Origin of the sequence: Petrotoga sp. SL27, assembly GCF_002924605.1 — a bacterium.
GTDB lineage: Bacteria > Thermotogota > Thermotogae > Petrotogales > Petrotogaceae > Petrotoga > Petrotoga sibirica.
The window spans coordinates 8942-25182 of the sequence record NZ_JAIP01000009.1; the positions used below are offsets into that span (position 1 = coordinate 8942).

Annotated in this window: 15 protein-coding genes, 4 tRNA genes and 1 pseudogene; 4 read left to right on the forward strand and 16 right to left on the reverse strand. The window is 34.0% G+C overall.

Features of this window, described 5'->3' with window-relative positions:
• Positions 1-152: 152 nt before the first annotated feature.
• The 7 genes and pseudogenes from AD60_RS03130 to AD60_RS03155 all read right to left on the reverse strand — a co-directional run bounded on the left by AD60_RS03130 (position 153) and on the right by AD60_RS03155 (position 7783).
• On the reverse strand, positions 153-2147 hold the full coding sequence (locus tag AD60_RS03130; RefSeq protein ID WP_103876830.1) for a peptidylprolyl isomerase: 1995 nt from the start codon (positions 2145-2147) through the stop codon (positions 153-155).
• A 149-nt stretch (positions 2148-2296) separates the two neighbouring features.
• A complete protein-coding gene (locus AD60_RS03135) occupies positions 2297-3277 on the reverse strand; it encodes a thiamine pyrophosphate-dependent enzyme (protein ID WP_166667785.1) in 981 nt (326 codons plus the stop codon).
• Positions 3278-3290: 13 nt separating this feature from the next.
• The gene (gene porA / locus AD60_RS03140) at positions 3291-4460 is read right to left on the reverse strand and encodes a pyruvate ferredoxin oxidoreductase (RefSeq protein ID WP_103876828.1); all 1170 of its coding nucleotides are present in this window, start codon (positions 4458-4460) and stop codon (positions 3291-3293) included.
• Positions 4461-4486: 26 nt separating this feature from the next.
• Positions 4487-4780 carry a 4Fe-4S binding protein gene (locus AD60_RS03145; protein ID WP_103876831.1) on the reverse strand — a complete coding sequence of 98 codons (294 nt, stop codon included), beginning with the start codon at positions 4778-4780 and terminating at the stop codon, positions 4487-4489.
• 1 nt (position 4781) lies between these two features.
• Positions 4782-5411 carry a 2-oxoacid:acceptor oxidoreductase family protein gene (locus AD60_RS10685; protein WP_370445629.1) on the reverse strand — a complete coding sequence of 210 codons (630 nt, stop codon included), beginning with the start codon at positions 5409-5411 and terminating at the stop codon, positions 4782-4784.
• Between the two features lie 3 nt (positions 5412-5414).
• Positions 5415-7010, reverse strand: a pseudogene (locus AD60_RS03150) (glycoside hydrolase family 57 protein); the annotation flags it as partial.
• 2 nt (positions 7011-7012) lie between these two features.
• The gene (locus AD60_RS03155) at positions 7013-7783 is read right to left on the reverse strand and encodes a DUF4912 domain-containing protein (RefSeq protein ID WP_103876827.1); all 771 of its coding nucleotides are present in this window, start codon (positions 7781-7783) and stop codon (positions 7013-7015) included.
• Between the two features lie 237 nt (positions 7784-8020).
• Between AD60_RS03155 and AD60_RS03160 the strand changes: the two genes are divergently transcribed.
• The 4 genes from AD60_RS03160 (at position 8021) to AD60_RS03175 (ending at position 8344) form a co-directional block, all read left to right on the forward strand.
• Positions 8021-8096, forward strand: a tRNA-Pro gene (locus AD60_RS03160).
• Positions 8097-8109: 13 nt separating this feature from the next.
• Positions 8110-8185, forward strand: a tRNA-Gly gene (locus AD60_RS03165).
• Positions 8186-8261, forward strand: a tRNA-Arg gene (locus AD60_RS03170).
• Between the two features lie 8 nt (positions 8262-8269).
• Positions 8270-8344, forward strand: a tRNA-His gene (locus tag AD60_RS03175).
• 21 nt (positions 8345-8365) lie between these two features.
• Here the strand turns inward: AD60_RS03175 and AD60_RS03180 are convergent.
• From AD60_RS03180 to AD60_RS03220, 9 genes are read right to left on the reverse strand one after another with little or no spacing between them, the layout of a single operon-like run.
• Positions 8366-9574, reverse strand: coding sequence for a L,D-transpeptidase family protein (locus AD60_RS03180; protein ID WP_103876826.1), 1209 nt, complete (start codon positions 9572-9574; stop codon positions 8366-8368).
• Positions 9507-10706 (reverse strand): bifunctional phosphopantothenoylcysteine decarboxylase/phosphopantothenate--cysteine ligase CoaBC, encoded by a 1200-nt coding sequence (gene coaBC, locus AD60_RS03185; RefSeq protein WP_103876825.1) that lies wholly within the window; start codon positions 10704-10706, stop codon positions 9507-9509. Before coaBC ends, AD60_RS03180 begins: the two co-directional genes overlap by 68 nt.
• Before the next feature lie 7 nt (positions 10707-10713).
• Complete coding sequence (gene gltX / locus AD60_RS03190) at positions 10714-12117, reverse strand: glutamate--tRNA ligase (RefSeq protein WP_103876824.1); 1404 nt, start codon at positions 12115-12117, stop codon at positions 10714-10716.
• Positions 12114-12641 (reverse strand): TIGR00725 family protein, encoded by a 528-nt coding sequence (locus AD60_RS03195; protein WP_103927308.1) that lies wholly within the window; start codon positions 12639-12641, stop codon positions 12114-12116. The genes gltX and AD60_RS03195 overlap by 4 nt, the downstream gene beginning before the upstream one ends.
• Positions 12642-12646: 5 nt before the next feature.
• Positions 12647-13357 (reverse strand): LPS export ABC transporter ATP-binding protein, encoded by a 711-nt coding sequence (lptB, locus tag AD60_RS03200; protein WP_103927309.1) that lies wholly within the window; start codon positions 13355-13357, stop codon positions 12647-12649.
• 5 nt (positions 13358-13362) lie between these two features.
• The gene (locus AD60_RS03205; RefSeq protein ID WP_103067036.1) at positions 13363-13851 is read right to left on the reverse strand and encodes an OmpH family outer membrane protein; all 489 of its coding nucleotides are present in this window, start codon (positions 13849-13851) and stop codon (positions 13363-13365) included.
• Between the two features lie 28 nt (positions 13852-13879).
• Positions 13880-14608, reverse strand: a complete 729-nt coding sequence (rlmB, locus tag AD60_RS03210; RefSeq protein WP_103066981.1) for a 23S rRNA (guanosine(2251)-2'-O)-methyltransferase RlmB — start codon at positions 14606-14608, stop codon at positions 13880-13882.
• Positions 14581-15000 (reverse strand): Mini-ribonuclease 3, encoded by a 420-nt coding sequence (locus tag AD60_RS03215; RefSeq protein WP_103066980.1) that lies wholly within the window; start codon positions 14998-15000, stop codon positions 14581-14583. The genes rlmB and AD60_RS03215 overlap by 28 nt, the downstream gene beginning before the upstream one ends.
• The gene (locus AD60_RS03220; protein ID WP_103066979.1) at positions 14997-16154 is read right to left on the reverse strand and encodes a glycosyltransferase; all 1158 of its coding nucleotides are present in this window, start codon (positions 16152-16154) and stop codon (positions 14997-14999) included. The genes AD60_RS03215 and AD60_RS03220 overlap by 4 nt, the downstream gene beginning before the upstream one ends.
• Positions 16155-16241: the final 87 nt, after the last annotated feature.

Genomic DNA, 16241 nt, shown 5'->3' on the forward strand with positions numbered 1-16241 from the left:
TAATCATCCTGATACTATTTTAGCATTAGGGCATCTCTTTACAAAAGAAATAATAAAAAAGAGCAAAAAACAAATTTTTAGTACCATTTTTTGAGTTTCATATCCATACATATTATACGAGGGAGGTTATACCTCCCTTTTTTTCATTCCGATTATTGAATATTCGACTGAGTTGCGATTTGAGATGTTTCTGTAGAAGCATTATTCGCTTCTTGTATTTCTTTTTGCAAACTTTCTATCATACTATCAATATTGGTGTAATAGTTGGGATCGATCTCTTTTATTATTTCCAAATAAGACAATTTAATTTCCTTTAGCCCTAACAAATCACTTAAATCTAATCCAACATCGAGTGCTTCTAATTTAGTATCGGTTGCTGCTTGCGTAGAATCAACAACTGTTTGAACATTTACCAAAATCTCAGTGATTTGTTGTTGGAATAGAGTAAATAAATATTGAGATCCTAAATAATAGGAATATTGTTTCAACTGATCTAACTGTAACTTCGAATAGCTAACCTTTACTTTGGGATCTTGAGGGTTCAACTGATAATAAATTTGAACTATTGTTTTAGAAGTAGGATACTGTGCGTAAAGATCGGCTAATACCTTTTTTAACTTTTCAGTGTAATCTTGTGATTTAGTTTGTAATTCTGATCTAATAACACTTGCATCTTCTGTAGTACGTACTCCCAAAGCCTCAAGGGATTCTTTGGAACTTAAATAACTTTTAGCATCTTGATATTTCGATATTTCACTCGATAAAGAAGTACTTTCATCCGTAGTTGATTGAGCGTTCAATTCTTCGAGTTTGTTATTTATAGCATCCAAACCTAGTGAAACAATAGCTGGATCCACAAATTCAGATAAGCTAAGATATTGATTTATGGAAGTAGTTTGATCACTGTATAAACCCATTAACTGACTTACAACCATTGTATATATAGCCAAATAATCAGAATCAACTTCCATTGAAATTTCATCACCTTCGAATACAATACTTTCTAGTTCTTTCGCTAATTCTTCTAATCTTTCTACATCTGTACCCGCTTTCGTTAACTCGTACATATACATCAATTTTGTATCGTAATAATTCCTTCCAAAGTTTTCACTTTCTTTATAATCAGACAACCAATTATCATACTTTTGACCTTGAACTGTGCTTTCTACTTCAGCATATACATCATCATACAAAAATATATCTTCGGGTTTTTCAAATATTTTCCTATCAAGTACTCTTATTAAATGGAAACCCTCAGACGTTTGTACAGGTCCAATAATTTCACCAACTTGTCCATTAAAAGCTGCATCTTCAAAACTTTTTTCATACTGCCCGTGTTTTATCCATCCAATCTCTCCAGAATTAGTAGCATTAGAAGTATCCTTTGAATACAAAGAAGCGGCATCTTCAAAGGTTATCTCACCTGTTTCAATCTTTTCCTTGATGCTATTGGCGGTTGCCTCATCTGAAAAAAGTATATGCTGTACTCTAACTTCTTCATAATCATTCTTTATACTTTCAAAGTTTTGTTCGATATAAGCTAAAGCATCTTCTCTGGGAACCGAAGCAACTGCATCTTTAACCGCATTATTTATTAAATCTGTCTCCACTGTTTGTTGTAAACCCGAAATTAAGATGTTTCGAATATTTTGTTCACTACCGTAGTACTGAAGCATATTATTCCAATTTGATTCATCAGATTTGTACTGAGATATATATTGATCAACCTGTGTATTTATCTGATTATTCACTTCATCGTTAGAGGGGAAAAGATTGTTTTGTTCGGCGTAATATCTAACAATTTTTTCGTCAAAGAGTAGATCTACCACCTGATTATCAAGTGATAAATAATCAAAAACCGGATCCAACTGTTGACCGTAATACTGTTGATAGATCTGCGCTTGCTGCTGAGTTATGTTATCTACTTCACTCTTCATAATCCAATAAGGATAATCCAATTCTATGCCTTCTTTAGTGATAACTAAAACAGAGTCTTCTTTCCTCAGGGTGTTTCCATTTTGTGAAGTAGTCACAGGGGTCCGAGATGATACATAAGTTGCCACAGACCACCAAACTATACCTGCTAAAAAACCTGCTATAACTATTATAGTGATCAGTCTTTCATGCTTTTTAAACCAATTATTCATCCACTAATGCCTCCTAATTGCTTAAAATTTTACTATCTTTAAAAATGAAATGACTTTGATTCTAATTTTACCACATTTTTTGGATTTGCTCAATGTTTAATCTTTTATTATTTAAAAAAGGGGATAAATTAATATCCCCTTTAAAGCCTCTATATTTTTGTTCTAATAGGTTTATCTTTAGAAATTTCCTCCAAAGCCAACAATCTATCCCATTTAGCATCAACATAATTTTGTAGTTCTTCCAGTATTTCGTTAGCATCTTGCCTTTTCATAAGTTTGCTGTATCTACCTAATTTTGCTACGTAATCTTTTATTGGTTTGAATGTTTTAGGCTTCTTGGTAACTTTGTAAACACCCATATTGTATTCCCATAATGGCCAATATTTAGTTTCAATAGCTAACTTTGTTACTTCTGGACCTGAATCGTCAGGAATTCTCCAAAATCTTACACATGGTGCCAGCATAGCAATGAAGGAAGGCCCTTTGAACTCCAACGCTGTTTGCATTTTTCTCATGAAATCCCAAGGTTCAGCCGTTGCAGCCGTTGCAGCATAAACACCTTCATGACCGGCTACTATATCAACTATACTCTTTTTCAACTGTAACTTCCCTGGTATAGATTTACCGACTGGAGCAGTGGTTGAATCGGCACCTGGAGGGGTAGATCCAGATCTTTGGTTACCTGTGTTCATGTATCCTTCGTTATCATACAAAATGTAAACAAAATCGTGCCCTCTTTCTATTGCTCCAGATAATGCTTGTAAGCCTATATCGTAAGTGCCACCATCACCAGCAAATGCGATAAATTTTATCTTATCGTTGTCTATTTTCCCTCTGTTTAAAAGAGATCTGTAAGCGGCTTCTGCCCCAGATATTGTTGCAGCAACATTTTCAAAGGCATTGTGTATATAAGGTACATTCCAAGAAGTAAATGGGTATATCGTAGAAGAAACTTCTAGACAACCTGTGGCAGCTGCCACTACAGGTTCATAACCCATACTTTTTGCAGCCAAAGTAGCCCAATTTGCAACCATCGGAGCATTACAACCCGGACACAATCTATGGCCTTGTGTAAAACCCCAATCATGTGTTTCAACGTATCCTACTATATCTCTAATATTAGGCACAATTATTCACCTCCGATTATTCTCTTAAACCCAGGTATCTTTGTTCATCAGCTATAAGATTACCTTGAAGAACATCTTCAAATGCTTCTCTTATCATTTCAGGGGTTGTGTCTCTTCCTCCTAAACCATAAACATAAGAACCTAAAGAGGGTCGAGAAGCAACCTCATACAAAGAAGATTTTACTAAGGAATACAAGGGGGCTTCTTTCCCAAAAGACATTGCTCTATCTAAAACAACTACACCCTTTCTTCCATTTAAAACTTGCTGAAACTCCTTCTTAGGGAAAGGAGTAAAGACCTGAGGCTTCACCAATCCAACCTTATGTCCTTCTTCTCTAAGCTGGTCTACAACATACTTTGCTGTAGATGCAGTAGAATTCATAACAACCATTATATAATCAGCATCATCTACTTTGTACAAATCCAGAAAATCGTATTTTCTTCCAGATATCTTTTCAAATTCCTCAAATACTCTGGGAAGCTCTTTGTAAGCATTTGTCATAGCTTCCTCTTGTTGACGATGATGTTCGAAGTAATAATCAAAAAGGTCCAATGGACCAAAGGTAACAGGATTTTTAGTATCTAAAAGAGAGTATTTCGGGTTCCAACTTCCAACAAACTCCCTTACCACTCCATCATCTAACATCTCGAAGCTTTCCACTCCATGAGAGGTAATGAAACCATCTAAATTCACCATAACAGGCAACAATACATTCTCTTTTTCAGCCAATTTAGTTGCCATTATTGTAAAATCATAGGCTTCTTGATGGTTTTCAGTGAAGAATTGAATCCATCCAGAATCTCTTGCCATCATTGCATCGGAATGATCACAGTGAATATTAATGGGCCCTGATAATGCCCTATTGACTACAGGCATTATTATAGGGAGCCTGTAAGAAGCAGCTATATAAACTATTTCTAGCATCAATGCCAACCCATTTGCAGCAGTGGCTGTCATAGTTCTAGCCCCAGATGCTGCCGAACCTACTACTGCACTCATCGCTGAGTGTTCGGATTCCACAGGAATCAGTACCGTATCTACGATACCGTCGGATACGAATCCAGCATAATATTCAACAATTGGTGTTTGAGGAGTTATTGGATAAGCTGCAACTACATCTGGATTGATTTGCCTCATAGCATGTGCAACAGCAGCAGCTCCAGTAACTGTTAGTTTTACGGGCATATATTTTAACCTCCTTCACATTTTCTCTAAATAAATTCTGATTCAGGTTTCATTTCTATGGCGTTAACTGGACATACAGCTGCACATACACCGCAGCCCTTACAATAGTCTAAATTCACTTCTCCTAATTTCATCTTTTTGCCATCAAGCCTACCACCTATAGCCATATCCGGACAATAAAGCCAGCATTGCATACAGTTAGTACATTTTTCTCTATTTATTATCGGCCTTTGAATTCTCCATTCACCTGTTTTGTATTCTCTTGCCGTAGCAGGTTTATCAATTACACCACCAATAGGGATATCTTTCCATCCTTTCATATCACTCACTAAGTTTCACCTCCTGGTACCCTCTCTCCAGTGCTCTAATATTGGCTCTTACTACTTCATCAGAGAACTTTTTGGAGAAAGCAGCCTTGATTTTTTCTTTAACGGCATCTAAAGGTACTATATCGGTAGCTCTTATTAAAGCTCCTATCATCACGGTGTTAGGTATGCCTCTTTTTATTTCTTCCAATGCTATCTCCGTAGCAGGTATTACACCAATTCTTCCTTTATACCCTGATAATTTTCTTACTTCTTCAATGCTTCTAGATGTGTTGACCAACAACAATTTATCCTCAGCTAATCCAGATGTTACTTCAGGATTTTTTAAAAGTGTGTCATCTATGACAACCACCACATCGGGGGTCTCTATGTTACTTTTAATCCTTATAGGGACATCCGCAATCCTGTTAAAAGCTTTCATCGGAGCGCCGGATCTTTCTGCTCCATATTCTGGAAATGAACTAGAATACTTCCCAGCTTCTTCTGCGGCTTCCGTTAAAAATTGAGAAGCACTTTTTGCTCCTTGTCCTGCTCTTGCATGCCATCTTATCTCAAAGTATTTTTCTGGCAAGGTTCTTATCCTCCCTTCATGTAATAATTTTAAATAAATTAGTTTGTTCTGCACACTCGAAAATATTGTGTAATCAATATTTTTAAAGATATCATCTATCCATTCATAAAATGAGAGACTTTCTTCATTAACTTGTCGCTTTTCTAACATCTTGTCAAGATCTAAAAATCTATTAATATGGCATTTAACTCGATTTTTTGCATATTCTACTGTGGTTCCGGTAGTCATTATAAAAGGCCAATCACTAGCCTGTGCAAGAAGAACCTCTCTCATCATCTGATTCAAAACCCTTTTTTGTAAACTTGAGGGACACTTAAAAATATTGGCTTTTTCTTTCATTCTTTCAGTTATCTCATGAATATGCTTATAAATCCAATCGTTTTTCTCATTAAGCCAAACATCATGGTAACCACCGGCACCCCACGAAGTTTCGCCAGGATAAGTTATTTGAACTTTTTTAACTGTTTGTAGAATCTCAGAAGGTACAGAAAAATCTAAATATTTGCTTCCGTAAGATTGTCTAAAAAGCTCTTCCAAAAACTTGGGACCTTCATACCACCAATGACCAAAAAGTTCTGCATCAAAGGGAGCTACAATTATTGTTTCTTCTTCATCTAAAATTGCCGATAACTTCCTAATTTGCGAAGTCTTCTTACATAAAAAATCTTTGACGTGTTCTTTTACAGCGTTTCTTGCTTCTCTAAGATCGTATATTTCTTTTTTGTCTAAAGATAATGATTTATCGGTGATACGATAATATTTTATTCCGGTATTACACCTTGTTCCACTTGGATCTATGTGTGGCTTAATGTAGTCATCTTCTCTGTCATAACCTATGTCTCTGTAAAATTCACGATATCTTGAATCACCCGGATAACCAACTTCGGAACTCCATATCTGCTCACTCGATTCAGGATCTCTGGCAAACACAAAAACATTATTCGGAGTGATTATGGGTCTATACACACCATACCTTGGCTTACTGTCCGCGTAAGTAAAACCATGTGTATCCAAGAAAAAGTATCGTATATCTTCGTCTGATAAATATTTGTCAAGCCCTTTAAAATAAGCACATTCTGCCAGCCACATTCCTATAGGATACTCACCAAAATATTTTTTAAAAGTTAACACGGCAGATTTTATTTGAGCCCTAATAGCCTCTGGATAATCCCGATAAAAAGGTAGATACCCATGAGTGCCATTAGATGTTATCACTTCAATGTAACCTTTATCTTTAAATTCCTTGAAAGCTTTTAATATATTTTGATTATATTCTTCATAAAAAATATCTAAATCTTCTATTAGCTCTTGTCTATAATGTTCGGCTAGATGATACGTCTTATGATCTTCAGCTTTTGTCCTAATTATCTCTTTTTCGGTTAATTCTATCAAATTTAACAAATATTTGTGATATTTTTCTCTTAAATCATTTAGATTGAGCATCTCCATCAACGTTGGAGAGAAACTTATTGTAAGTTTAAATGGTATCTTATCCTTTTCTAAAGATTTGAAAATTTTTATTAAAGGAATATATGTCTCAGTTAGCGCCTCAAAAAGCCATCTTTCTTCCATAAAATTTTCATAGTCCGGATGGTGAACATAAGGCAGATGAGCATGCAATACGAATAAAATTTTTCCTTTTTTACTCCTAATAATCAATCACTTCCAAAATTGGTATCGTTGAATTTTCTTTTGTTTGTAAACATTGTTTCACTACTGCCCGGATGCTTTTCAATTTTCCAAAAGCCAGGTTCTTCTTTTTTATCTTCTTTGATAATTTTTCCATCTTCTATAAAAATCCATTCTTCTTTATCTGAACTTTTAATGGATGAAGAAGGTGTTGTAATTTCGATGGATTGTATTAAAGGAGTAAACTCACCCTTTTTATCTTTTACTCCAAAGAAAGCAACATAGGCGGAATTATCTTGTGGGAGATGGAAATAAGTATTGCCGTTTTGGTCTAATTTTAAATCTGTTTCAATAACTTCTTTTTCTGTCTCTTCTTTCTCTGCTGATTTTTTTATAACCCTTATAGTAATATTAGAGTTTTTTGATAATTTTTTTAGTTTTTTTCTGCTTTTTTCAGAAATGTTCCAGTAAACATATACCCAGTTGGGATTGACTGGCATTATCTTTAGTTTTTCCCTTTCATAATTTTGAGGAAGTTCTTTTGATTCATTCGATTTTGGAAGTTTTTGTGGACTTTTTGGTGATTTTGTATAATCTGAAACCTCTTCAATTTTGTTATCTAAAGATTCTTCTAACCTTTTAATCTCTTTTCTAACCACTTTTAAAATCTCTTTTTTATTCATATTTCGTTTTAATTTAACTCCTAAATTTTTTGCGATATTTCTCAATTCCTGAATTGTAGGTTCATCTGCCTTAAAAGTATTTAACAGTTTTTTATCCGATTCCTTTACTTTCATAAAACACCTCCCATCCTAATTGCTGCAACGTTTAAAAACGTCCCATTCCCCTTTTAGGTTCAGGTTTTTTATTTTTAAAGTTTTTAGTAACTTTAATTTTAATATTTATCCAGTTGATATAATTTTATCATAAAAAAATTGAACAGTAGAGATTTGATTTTTAGAAGAATTAAAATGAAATTAAATATTGACAAAATAGATTCCTTGTGATATTATATATTTTGAAAAGTAAGGCAGCGGAGCGTAGCGCAGTTGGGAGCGCGCCGGTCTTGGGCACCGGAGGTCGCTGGTTCAAGTCCAGTCGCTCCGACCATTAACAATTTAATGCGGCCGTAGCTCAATTGGTAGAGTATTGGCCTTCCAAGCCAAGGGTTGCGGGTTCGACTCCCGTCGGCCGCTCCAGCGCCTGTAGCTCAATGGATAGAGCATTGGATTTCTAATCCAAGGGTTGAGGGTTCGAATCCCCCCAGGCGCACCACACTGTTGGTGGCTGTAGTTCAGTGGAAGAACGCCTGACTGTGACTCAGGATGTCGTGGGTTCAAATCCCACCAGCCACCCCAGCCCTAAGAATCCTATTTATTTTAGGATTCTTTTTTATTTTCTCCATTATATACATACACCTCGGTTCCTAGAGATGCCAAAAAGTCTATCACTTCAACATCAAAGTTGAACATCCTTATACATCCATGAGATATCCTTTTACCTATTTCCCATGGCTTTGTTGTACCATGAATCCCGTATTGAGGGTTTGAGAGTTGTAACCATCTAGTTCCCATTCCATTCATTAGGGACCCTGGAGGTATATATTCATCATACCAATACAACGCAGGGTCTTTCTCTTTGTATGAAATACGATAGTATCCCGGCGGTGTGTAATCACTCATACCAACGGCAACGATATAAGTTTTCAACAACTGATCATGAAAATATAAGTACATCTTATTCTGCGAAAGGTTTATTTCTAAGCGTAAAGGACTTTCTTCGTATTTAACTTTTCCTATCTCTAAAGCTTGCCCTGGATATATTAAAGAAGGATCCTTTAGATCATTCATGTTAACTAAATCCCCAGGAAGAATATTGTATTTCTCAGCAATTTTGTATAAACTCTCACCTTTTTGTACGATATGGTACCCATTTACTTCATATCTTTGCTTTGGTTTTAAAACATTCTCGGTAGCAACAACTTGTGCCAATTTCAAAAAGGTAACTTTTCGCTCAAAAAGTATTCCATATCTATTTCTAAAAGCAAAAATAGCATCATGGAACCCATCTTCAAAGTTACCCAACAATCTTAAGAACTCATCCGGATCTTCAAAAACAGTATTTTCTAACTGTACTTTCACCAATTCCAAATCTTCTTCTGGATAATAATTCAAATAATATTGATACCCATTTTCTACAACAGAGGTTGTTATTTCAACTTCAATATTTGGAGCGAATAAACCTTTTTCTAAAAAACTTGCAAAAAACTGTGAAACATATTCCCCTTCTTTATCTATAGAGGATACTAAGAATGAATAATAATCACCTTTAAAAGCGTTTAAATTAACGTAGAAAGTGAAATAGCCGTTTTCTTTTTCATACAAAGTTAACTTTTTTCTATCTCCCCCATCATATATATATACATTTGGTTTTTGCGTAGTATTTATATAACTTTCTAAATTCATTTTCACAATGTTTTGAGTTTGGTCATATTCAACGGTATATAAATGAAAATAATTTTCAGAAAAAAGTACTGAAAATAACGTCGCAAATATTACCAGCGATAATCCTTTTGTGATTTTTCTCAAGTCGATGTTCCTCCTTACTGGTAAAAATAGTTACCTCATTTTCCTCTTTTTCGAACCCTACATCTTTTCTTGAAACGTCGTTTAAAATTATCATGTCCATATTTTTTTCTTTTAATTTTTTCATGGCATTCTCTTTTAAATTCTCCGTTTCTGCAGCGAATCCAACAAGTATTTGACCATCTCTCTTTCTTTTTCCTAACTCTTTTATTATATCAGGATTTTTTTCCATTTCTAGATTAACTATTTTATCTTTTTTTAATTTTTGCTCTGAATAGTTTTTTATTCTTAAATCACTTACTGCCGCTGTCATAATTATTATATCACTATCTTCAAAATGTTCTAATACCTTTTGTCTTAATTCTTCTGCACTTTCTATCCTTACGATTTTGTTTATAGTTGTCGGTGGTTCTAAGTTGGTGGGTCCAGATATTAACGTAACGTCAGCTCCTCTGTTTGCAAATTCTATGGCTAATTCGTAACCCATTCTTCCACTGGACCTGTTTGACAAAAACCTTACAGGATCAATTTTTTCAATCGTGGGTCCGGCTGTTACTAAAACTTTCTTATTCATGAAATCCTTTTTGGAAAGTAGGTATTCACTATATTCTAATATCTCACTATTATTCGGATACCTTCCTTTACCAATTTCTCCGTCTGCTAAGTAACCTTCTTCAGGTTCTATTATAGACCAACCATTTTGTTTCAATATTTCTAAATTCCTTTTATTAACGGGATTTTCATACATCCTAACGTTCATTGTAGGAACAATTATTTTAGGAGTTTTCGAATAAGCTAAAGCGGTACAAGAAAGTAGATCATCGGCAATTCCATATGATATTTTGGCTATTATATTTGCGGTCGCAGGGGCAACGATAAACAGTTCAGCCCATCTAGAAAGCTCTGTGTGGGGAATCCAACCGTTTTTAACATCGAAAGTTTCGTAGTAAACCTCACAGTTACCTACTGCGGAAAAAATCTGATCGGATATCCATTTTTGGGCATTTTTTGTCATGATAACTTTAGGGTTACATCCAATTTGTCTCATCTTAGAAATTAGATCGACCGCTTTATAGATGGCGATTCCACTTGTTACACCAAGTAAAATGTTTTTCCCTTTCAAGTAAGGATACACTGAGAACTCACCTTCTTGTATTAATATCCAAAGTACTTGAGAATTCCAAAGCTCTTTTTAACCTTTTAATGCTTTCATTTTTCCCTAAAATAATTATAGATTCGTACAAACCGGGAGTTACTAACCTTCCTAAAAGAGAGCCCCTTATTGCTTGAAAAACATTTTTTCTACTAGTGATATTTAGAGCAGCTATCCCTTTTAAAGTACTTTCTACATTTACAAGATTGTACTCATCAATCTCAGAGAATTTTCTTATCGTTACCTTGAGTACTTCTTTGAACCAAGATTTTTTCATGTATTTTTCGATAAATTCTTCTTCGTATTCGAATTCTTCAACAAAAAAATTTTTGGAAAATTCATAAAGTTGTTTTAATGTTTGAACCTTAGCCCTGGATGCTTCTATAATTTTTTTCACAAAAGAATCTTCTTTGTATATCTTTACGTGTGTATAGTTAACCCATTCATTAAAACTTTTGTGTATTTCTTCTATTGTATCATTTCTCAAGTGCATTTCATTTGTCCACAGAAGTTTAGTGTAATCAAAAATGGAAGGATTTCTTGAAACTTTTTTCAAATCAAATTCCTGATATTTTTCTGTATAATCAAATATCTGTTCGTTGGCATTCCAACCTAACAAACTTAAGTAATTCAATATCGCTTTCGGAAGATATCCTTCTTTTCTGAAATAAGTAATAGAAACCTCTCCGTGTCTTTTCGACAAAGGAGACTTGTCTTCACCTAAAATCAAAGGCAAATGGGCAAATTTCGGAAGTTCGAAAGATAAAGCGTTATATATTAAAATTTGTTTGGGCGTATTAGAGATGTGGTCTTCTCCCCTTATAACATGACTTATTTTCATTAGATGATCATCTATCACAACCGTGAAATTGTAAACCGGAATTCCGTTTGATCTTAGAATAACAAAATCCTTTATATGGGTGGTATCGAATTGTATAGTTCCTCTAATTTCGTCCAAAAAGGATATTTTTTTATCTTTATCAACCTTAAACTTTACAACCACTGAATACTCGTTGTTGTTTTTGTACTTGTCAGGGAGGTTATTACCTTCAAAAATTACTTCATCACTTTTACTAACAAAAAAATAAGCTTTTTCTTCATTTAGCAGTTGTTCTATATAACGTTTATATATGTTTAACCTTTCACTTTGCCTATATGGTCCATATTCCCCTGATTTATCCACGCCTTCATCGTAATCCAAACCAATCCATTTCATTTCTTCTAAAATCGCATCTTCGTACTCTTTTTTTGAACGTTCAACATCGGTATCCTCAATTCTTAGAATAAACTTCCCATTATTTTTCTTGGCAAAGTACCAATTAAACAAGGCTGTTCTCAACCCCCCAACATGTAAATGACCCGTGGGACTTGGAGCAAATCTTACTCTGATCATTTATTTTTCACCTCTTCGATACTTTTCAAAACTCTTTCCAATTCATCTATAGATGGTACTTGTTTTAACTCTACTAATTTTCTGTTATCAAGAAACTTACCTTCTATCAAAACTTCGGTTATTCTATCTGTCCATCCCCCTGAATTTTTCATTAACAATATCGGTTTTTTATAGAAATAAGCCCCCAAAATTTCTATAGCTGTGCCGATTTCTCCTCCTATACTTACGACCACATCTACATTTTTTAATAAAACAAAAGATCGCATATTAAGATCAAGCCCAGTTTTTATAGAAAAATCCAGATAATCGTTCCCTTCCACTTGCCAAGGTAAAAAACCGATAACATATCCTCCCCTATTTTTTACAGCCTTTGAAACTAATTGCATTATTCCATCACGTCCACCGTTCACTAAAACCCAATTATTCTCTGCTATAATTCTACCGACATCATTACATAGTGAATTTAAAGATTTTACTGGTTCTTTAAAGATGTTACCTGAATATCCAATAACCCCGATGTTCAAATCGATCACCAACCCAAATAATTTTCTTTGACTTTCGTATCATTTAAAACCTCTTGTGGAATACCGTTGGCTATTACCTCACCTTTGTGTAACACATAAAGTTCGTCAACTACCTGAGCAATTTCATCAACACTGTGATCCGTAACAATTATCGAAATCCCGGTTTTCGCAAGTTTTCTAATTATCTCTTGTATATCTTTAACGGTTATGGGGTCAATACCAACAAAAGGCTTGTCTAAAAGGATTACTTTTGGATCCGTTATCAAGGTTCTAGCAAATTCTAATTTTCTCTTTTCTCCACCTGATAAAGAATAAGACTTTTGATGCATTAAATTATCTAATCCAAACTCTTCCATTATAACCTTAATTTTTTGATCTGCATCTTCAATCTTAAGAAGATCGGCAATCATTTTAAGATTATCTTTAACAGATAAGTTTCTGAAAACAGATGGTTCTTGAGGCAGATAAGCCAATCCATTTAAAGCCCTTTTGTGTATAGGTAGATGGGTTATATTTTTGCTATCAAGAAGAACATTCCCCGAATTGGGAACGACTAGACCCAAAATTATTTTAAAAAGGGTTGTTTTCCCTGCACCATTTGGCCCAAGTAATCCCGTAATTAAACCGGATTTTGATCGAAATTGAACATTATCCAACACAACCTTTTTTCCATATTTTTTATTAATGTTTATACAATCAACAATAACCTTTTCCATATTATTTAATTTTTATTTTCATTCAAATATTGAATAATTTTATCGGTCAAATCTAATTCTGGATCGTAATAAACTACACCAAGTTCATTTAAAATCAAATCGTACCCATTTTCCTTTGCATACTGAGCTATCTTCACTGTTACTTCCGAAGCAATATTTGCCATTTTCTGCTGATACTCATTTTGCAATTCCTGTTGATATTGATTTACACGAGTTTGTAATTGTTGAAGATTTTGTTGCAGTACTTCCTGTGATGCTCCTGAACTCTGTAAATCCTTGAATTGTTGCTCCATTTCGTTAATTTTGCCTTGATAATAATTTAGATCGATTTGGTACCTGGCTTCCAAATCTTTCCATTTATAATAACTTTCTACTGTCTTTTCAAAATTTACATAACCAATTTTTAGATATGTACCCGTTTGGGAAAAAGATATAACCACAACCAAAATGGCGAACACCATAACAGAAACAACTTTTTTTGTTGTATTACTCACAACATACACCTCCATAAAATTTTGAAATTTATAATGGTTTATTAAAAATTCTTTGTTTCTTGGCTTCAAAAAGTATAATTCCAGCACTAACAGATACATTTAAAGACTCAACGTTGTTAAGCATAGGTATGCTTATTAATTGATCACAATGGTTTTTAACGTTTTTTCGAATGCCGTTTCCTTCATTTCCAAAAACCAGACATATATTTCCTTGCCAATCGATTTCATAATAAGGTTTGCCCTCAACATCTGCTCCATAAACCCAAACATTTTCCTTCTTTAATGTTTCTATTGTATTGGAAAGATTGGTTGCTTTAATTATTGGTATCTTAAATATTTGACCAGAAGAAACTTTTATAACAACAGGGGTAACTTCAACGGCGTTATCTGTTGGTATTATAATGGCGTCAACCCCCGCAGCTACCGAAGTTCTTACAATAGCACCAAAATTATGCGGATCTTGTATTTGATCTAAGATCACTAGAAATAGGTTTTCCTTCCCTTCTATAATATCCAAATTTTCATATTTAAAATCATTTCCAATATCAATGATAATACCCTGATGCTTGTTTGTTAAAGCCATCTTTTCCAATACTTCGTTGGAAGAAAAGCTATATGAATATCCCAAATTTGCAACATCTTCTACAATTTTTTTTAAAGACCCTCTTTCCGTTTTGGAACTACTGAAAAAAATATGTTTTACAGGATAACGTGTCTCTATGATCTCTTTTAATATGTTTTTTCCGTATAGATACAATTATCGATCACTCCTAATAATTCATTGATTCTTGAGTAACTTTTAGTCAAAAAAAGGTATCCAATAACTGCTTCAAATCCCGTAGATTTCCTATAATCGTTGTCATTGCCTCTTTTCTTAGCACCATTTGAATTTTCCGCACGTTTGTAATACTGCATTTCTGTCGGAGTTAAATAGTCATACACCATATCAACAAACTTAGAATGAGCTTTTGCACTTAAGAAATCTTTTGTCTTTTCATAAAGATCTCTTGTCTTTATCCTTCCATCCTCCAACAATTTAACCTTGTAGATCAAACCTATCACGGCATCTCCAATGTAGGAAAAGTTCTCGATTGGTATTTCACGAAGATCCGCAAGTCGGAGATTCATAATTTCCTCGAATTCTTTCATACACTTACTATCTCCCTTTTATACAATTCCAAAATCATATCTACACACTTTTCAATAGAATAATTATTTTTCACAAAAATTTTAGCTTTTTCTTTTAATCCTTCGTATGATGATGAATCTCTCAATAGTTTCAGTACTTCATGAGAAAAATCATCTTCATTTAAATCTTTGATCATAATTCCACCTGCATCTTCTTGAGAAAGTATATCATAAACACCTAATTTACCCAAAGCGACTACCGGCGTACCCGCAGCCATCGATTCTAGAATAACTAATCCCTGTGTTTCAGTGTACGAAGCAAAAATAAATAAATAAGCTTGTTTGTAGGCATCTATTACCTTTTCTCTTGGTTGTGAACCTGTAAAAATAACATTATCAGCTATGTTTAGCTCCTTAGCTAACTCTTCTAATGCTTCTTTTTCAGGTCCTCCACCAACAATAACAAATTTTAACTTTGTTTCCTCAAAAAGTACTTTTTTAAACGCCTTCAAAAGAAAACTTATGTTCTTTTCTTTCCCCAACCTACCTACAAATAGAAGAATTCTGTCACCTTCTTCTATTTGTGGGTATTCTTTTCTCAAATCCCAGTTAATAGGTTTATCAAAAGAAGCTAGGTCTATCCCAGTTGGAATGGTCACAATATGTTCGGAAGGTACACCATATTCAACGAGCCTCTCCTTTATATTGTCGGTAGGAGCAATTATTTTATCCGTTTTTAAACACCAATTTTTTATAAGCTTTTGAACAAATTCAGGATGTGGTCTAACTATGGGTGGTAGATAGTGCAAATAGTAGTCATACATGGTATGGTGAGTCGCTACGTGTTTTAACTTTAACATGCGTGAAACAATTCTTGCAAGAATCCCCATAGAAAAAGGATCATGAGAATGTATTATGTCTAAGCTTAACTCTTTAATTTTAAAAATTTCTGGAGAAAAAGGTAGTGCAATCCTCTGCTCTTTCTCAAAGAAAAACTTAACAGCAGGAAATTCAAAGATTTTATCATCGTTTCTTTTATAATCAAATTTATATTTTGGAACAAATAGATATACATTGTGCCCTCGGTTTTCCATTTCATCCTTATAGAGTTTTATAGCTGTAGCAACTCCATTTTTCTGTGGTAAATAAGTATCGGAAAACATTCCTATATTCAATTGCATTTCCCCCTTATAAAATTCATACATGTATTATTATAACAAAAATTCACTATTTTTTGAGGTTGAGTTTTTAAAGATGATATA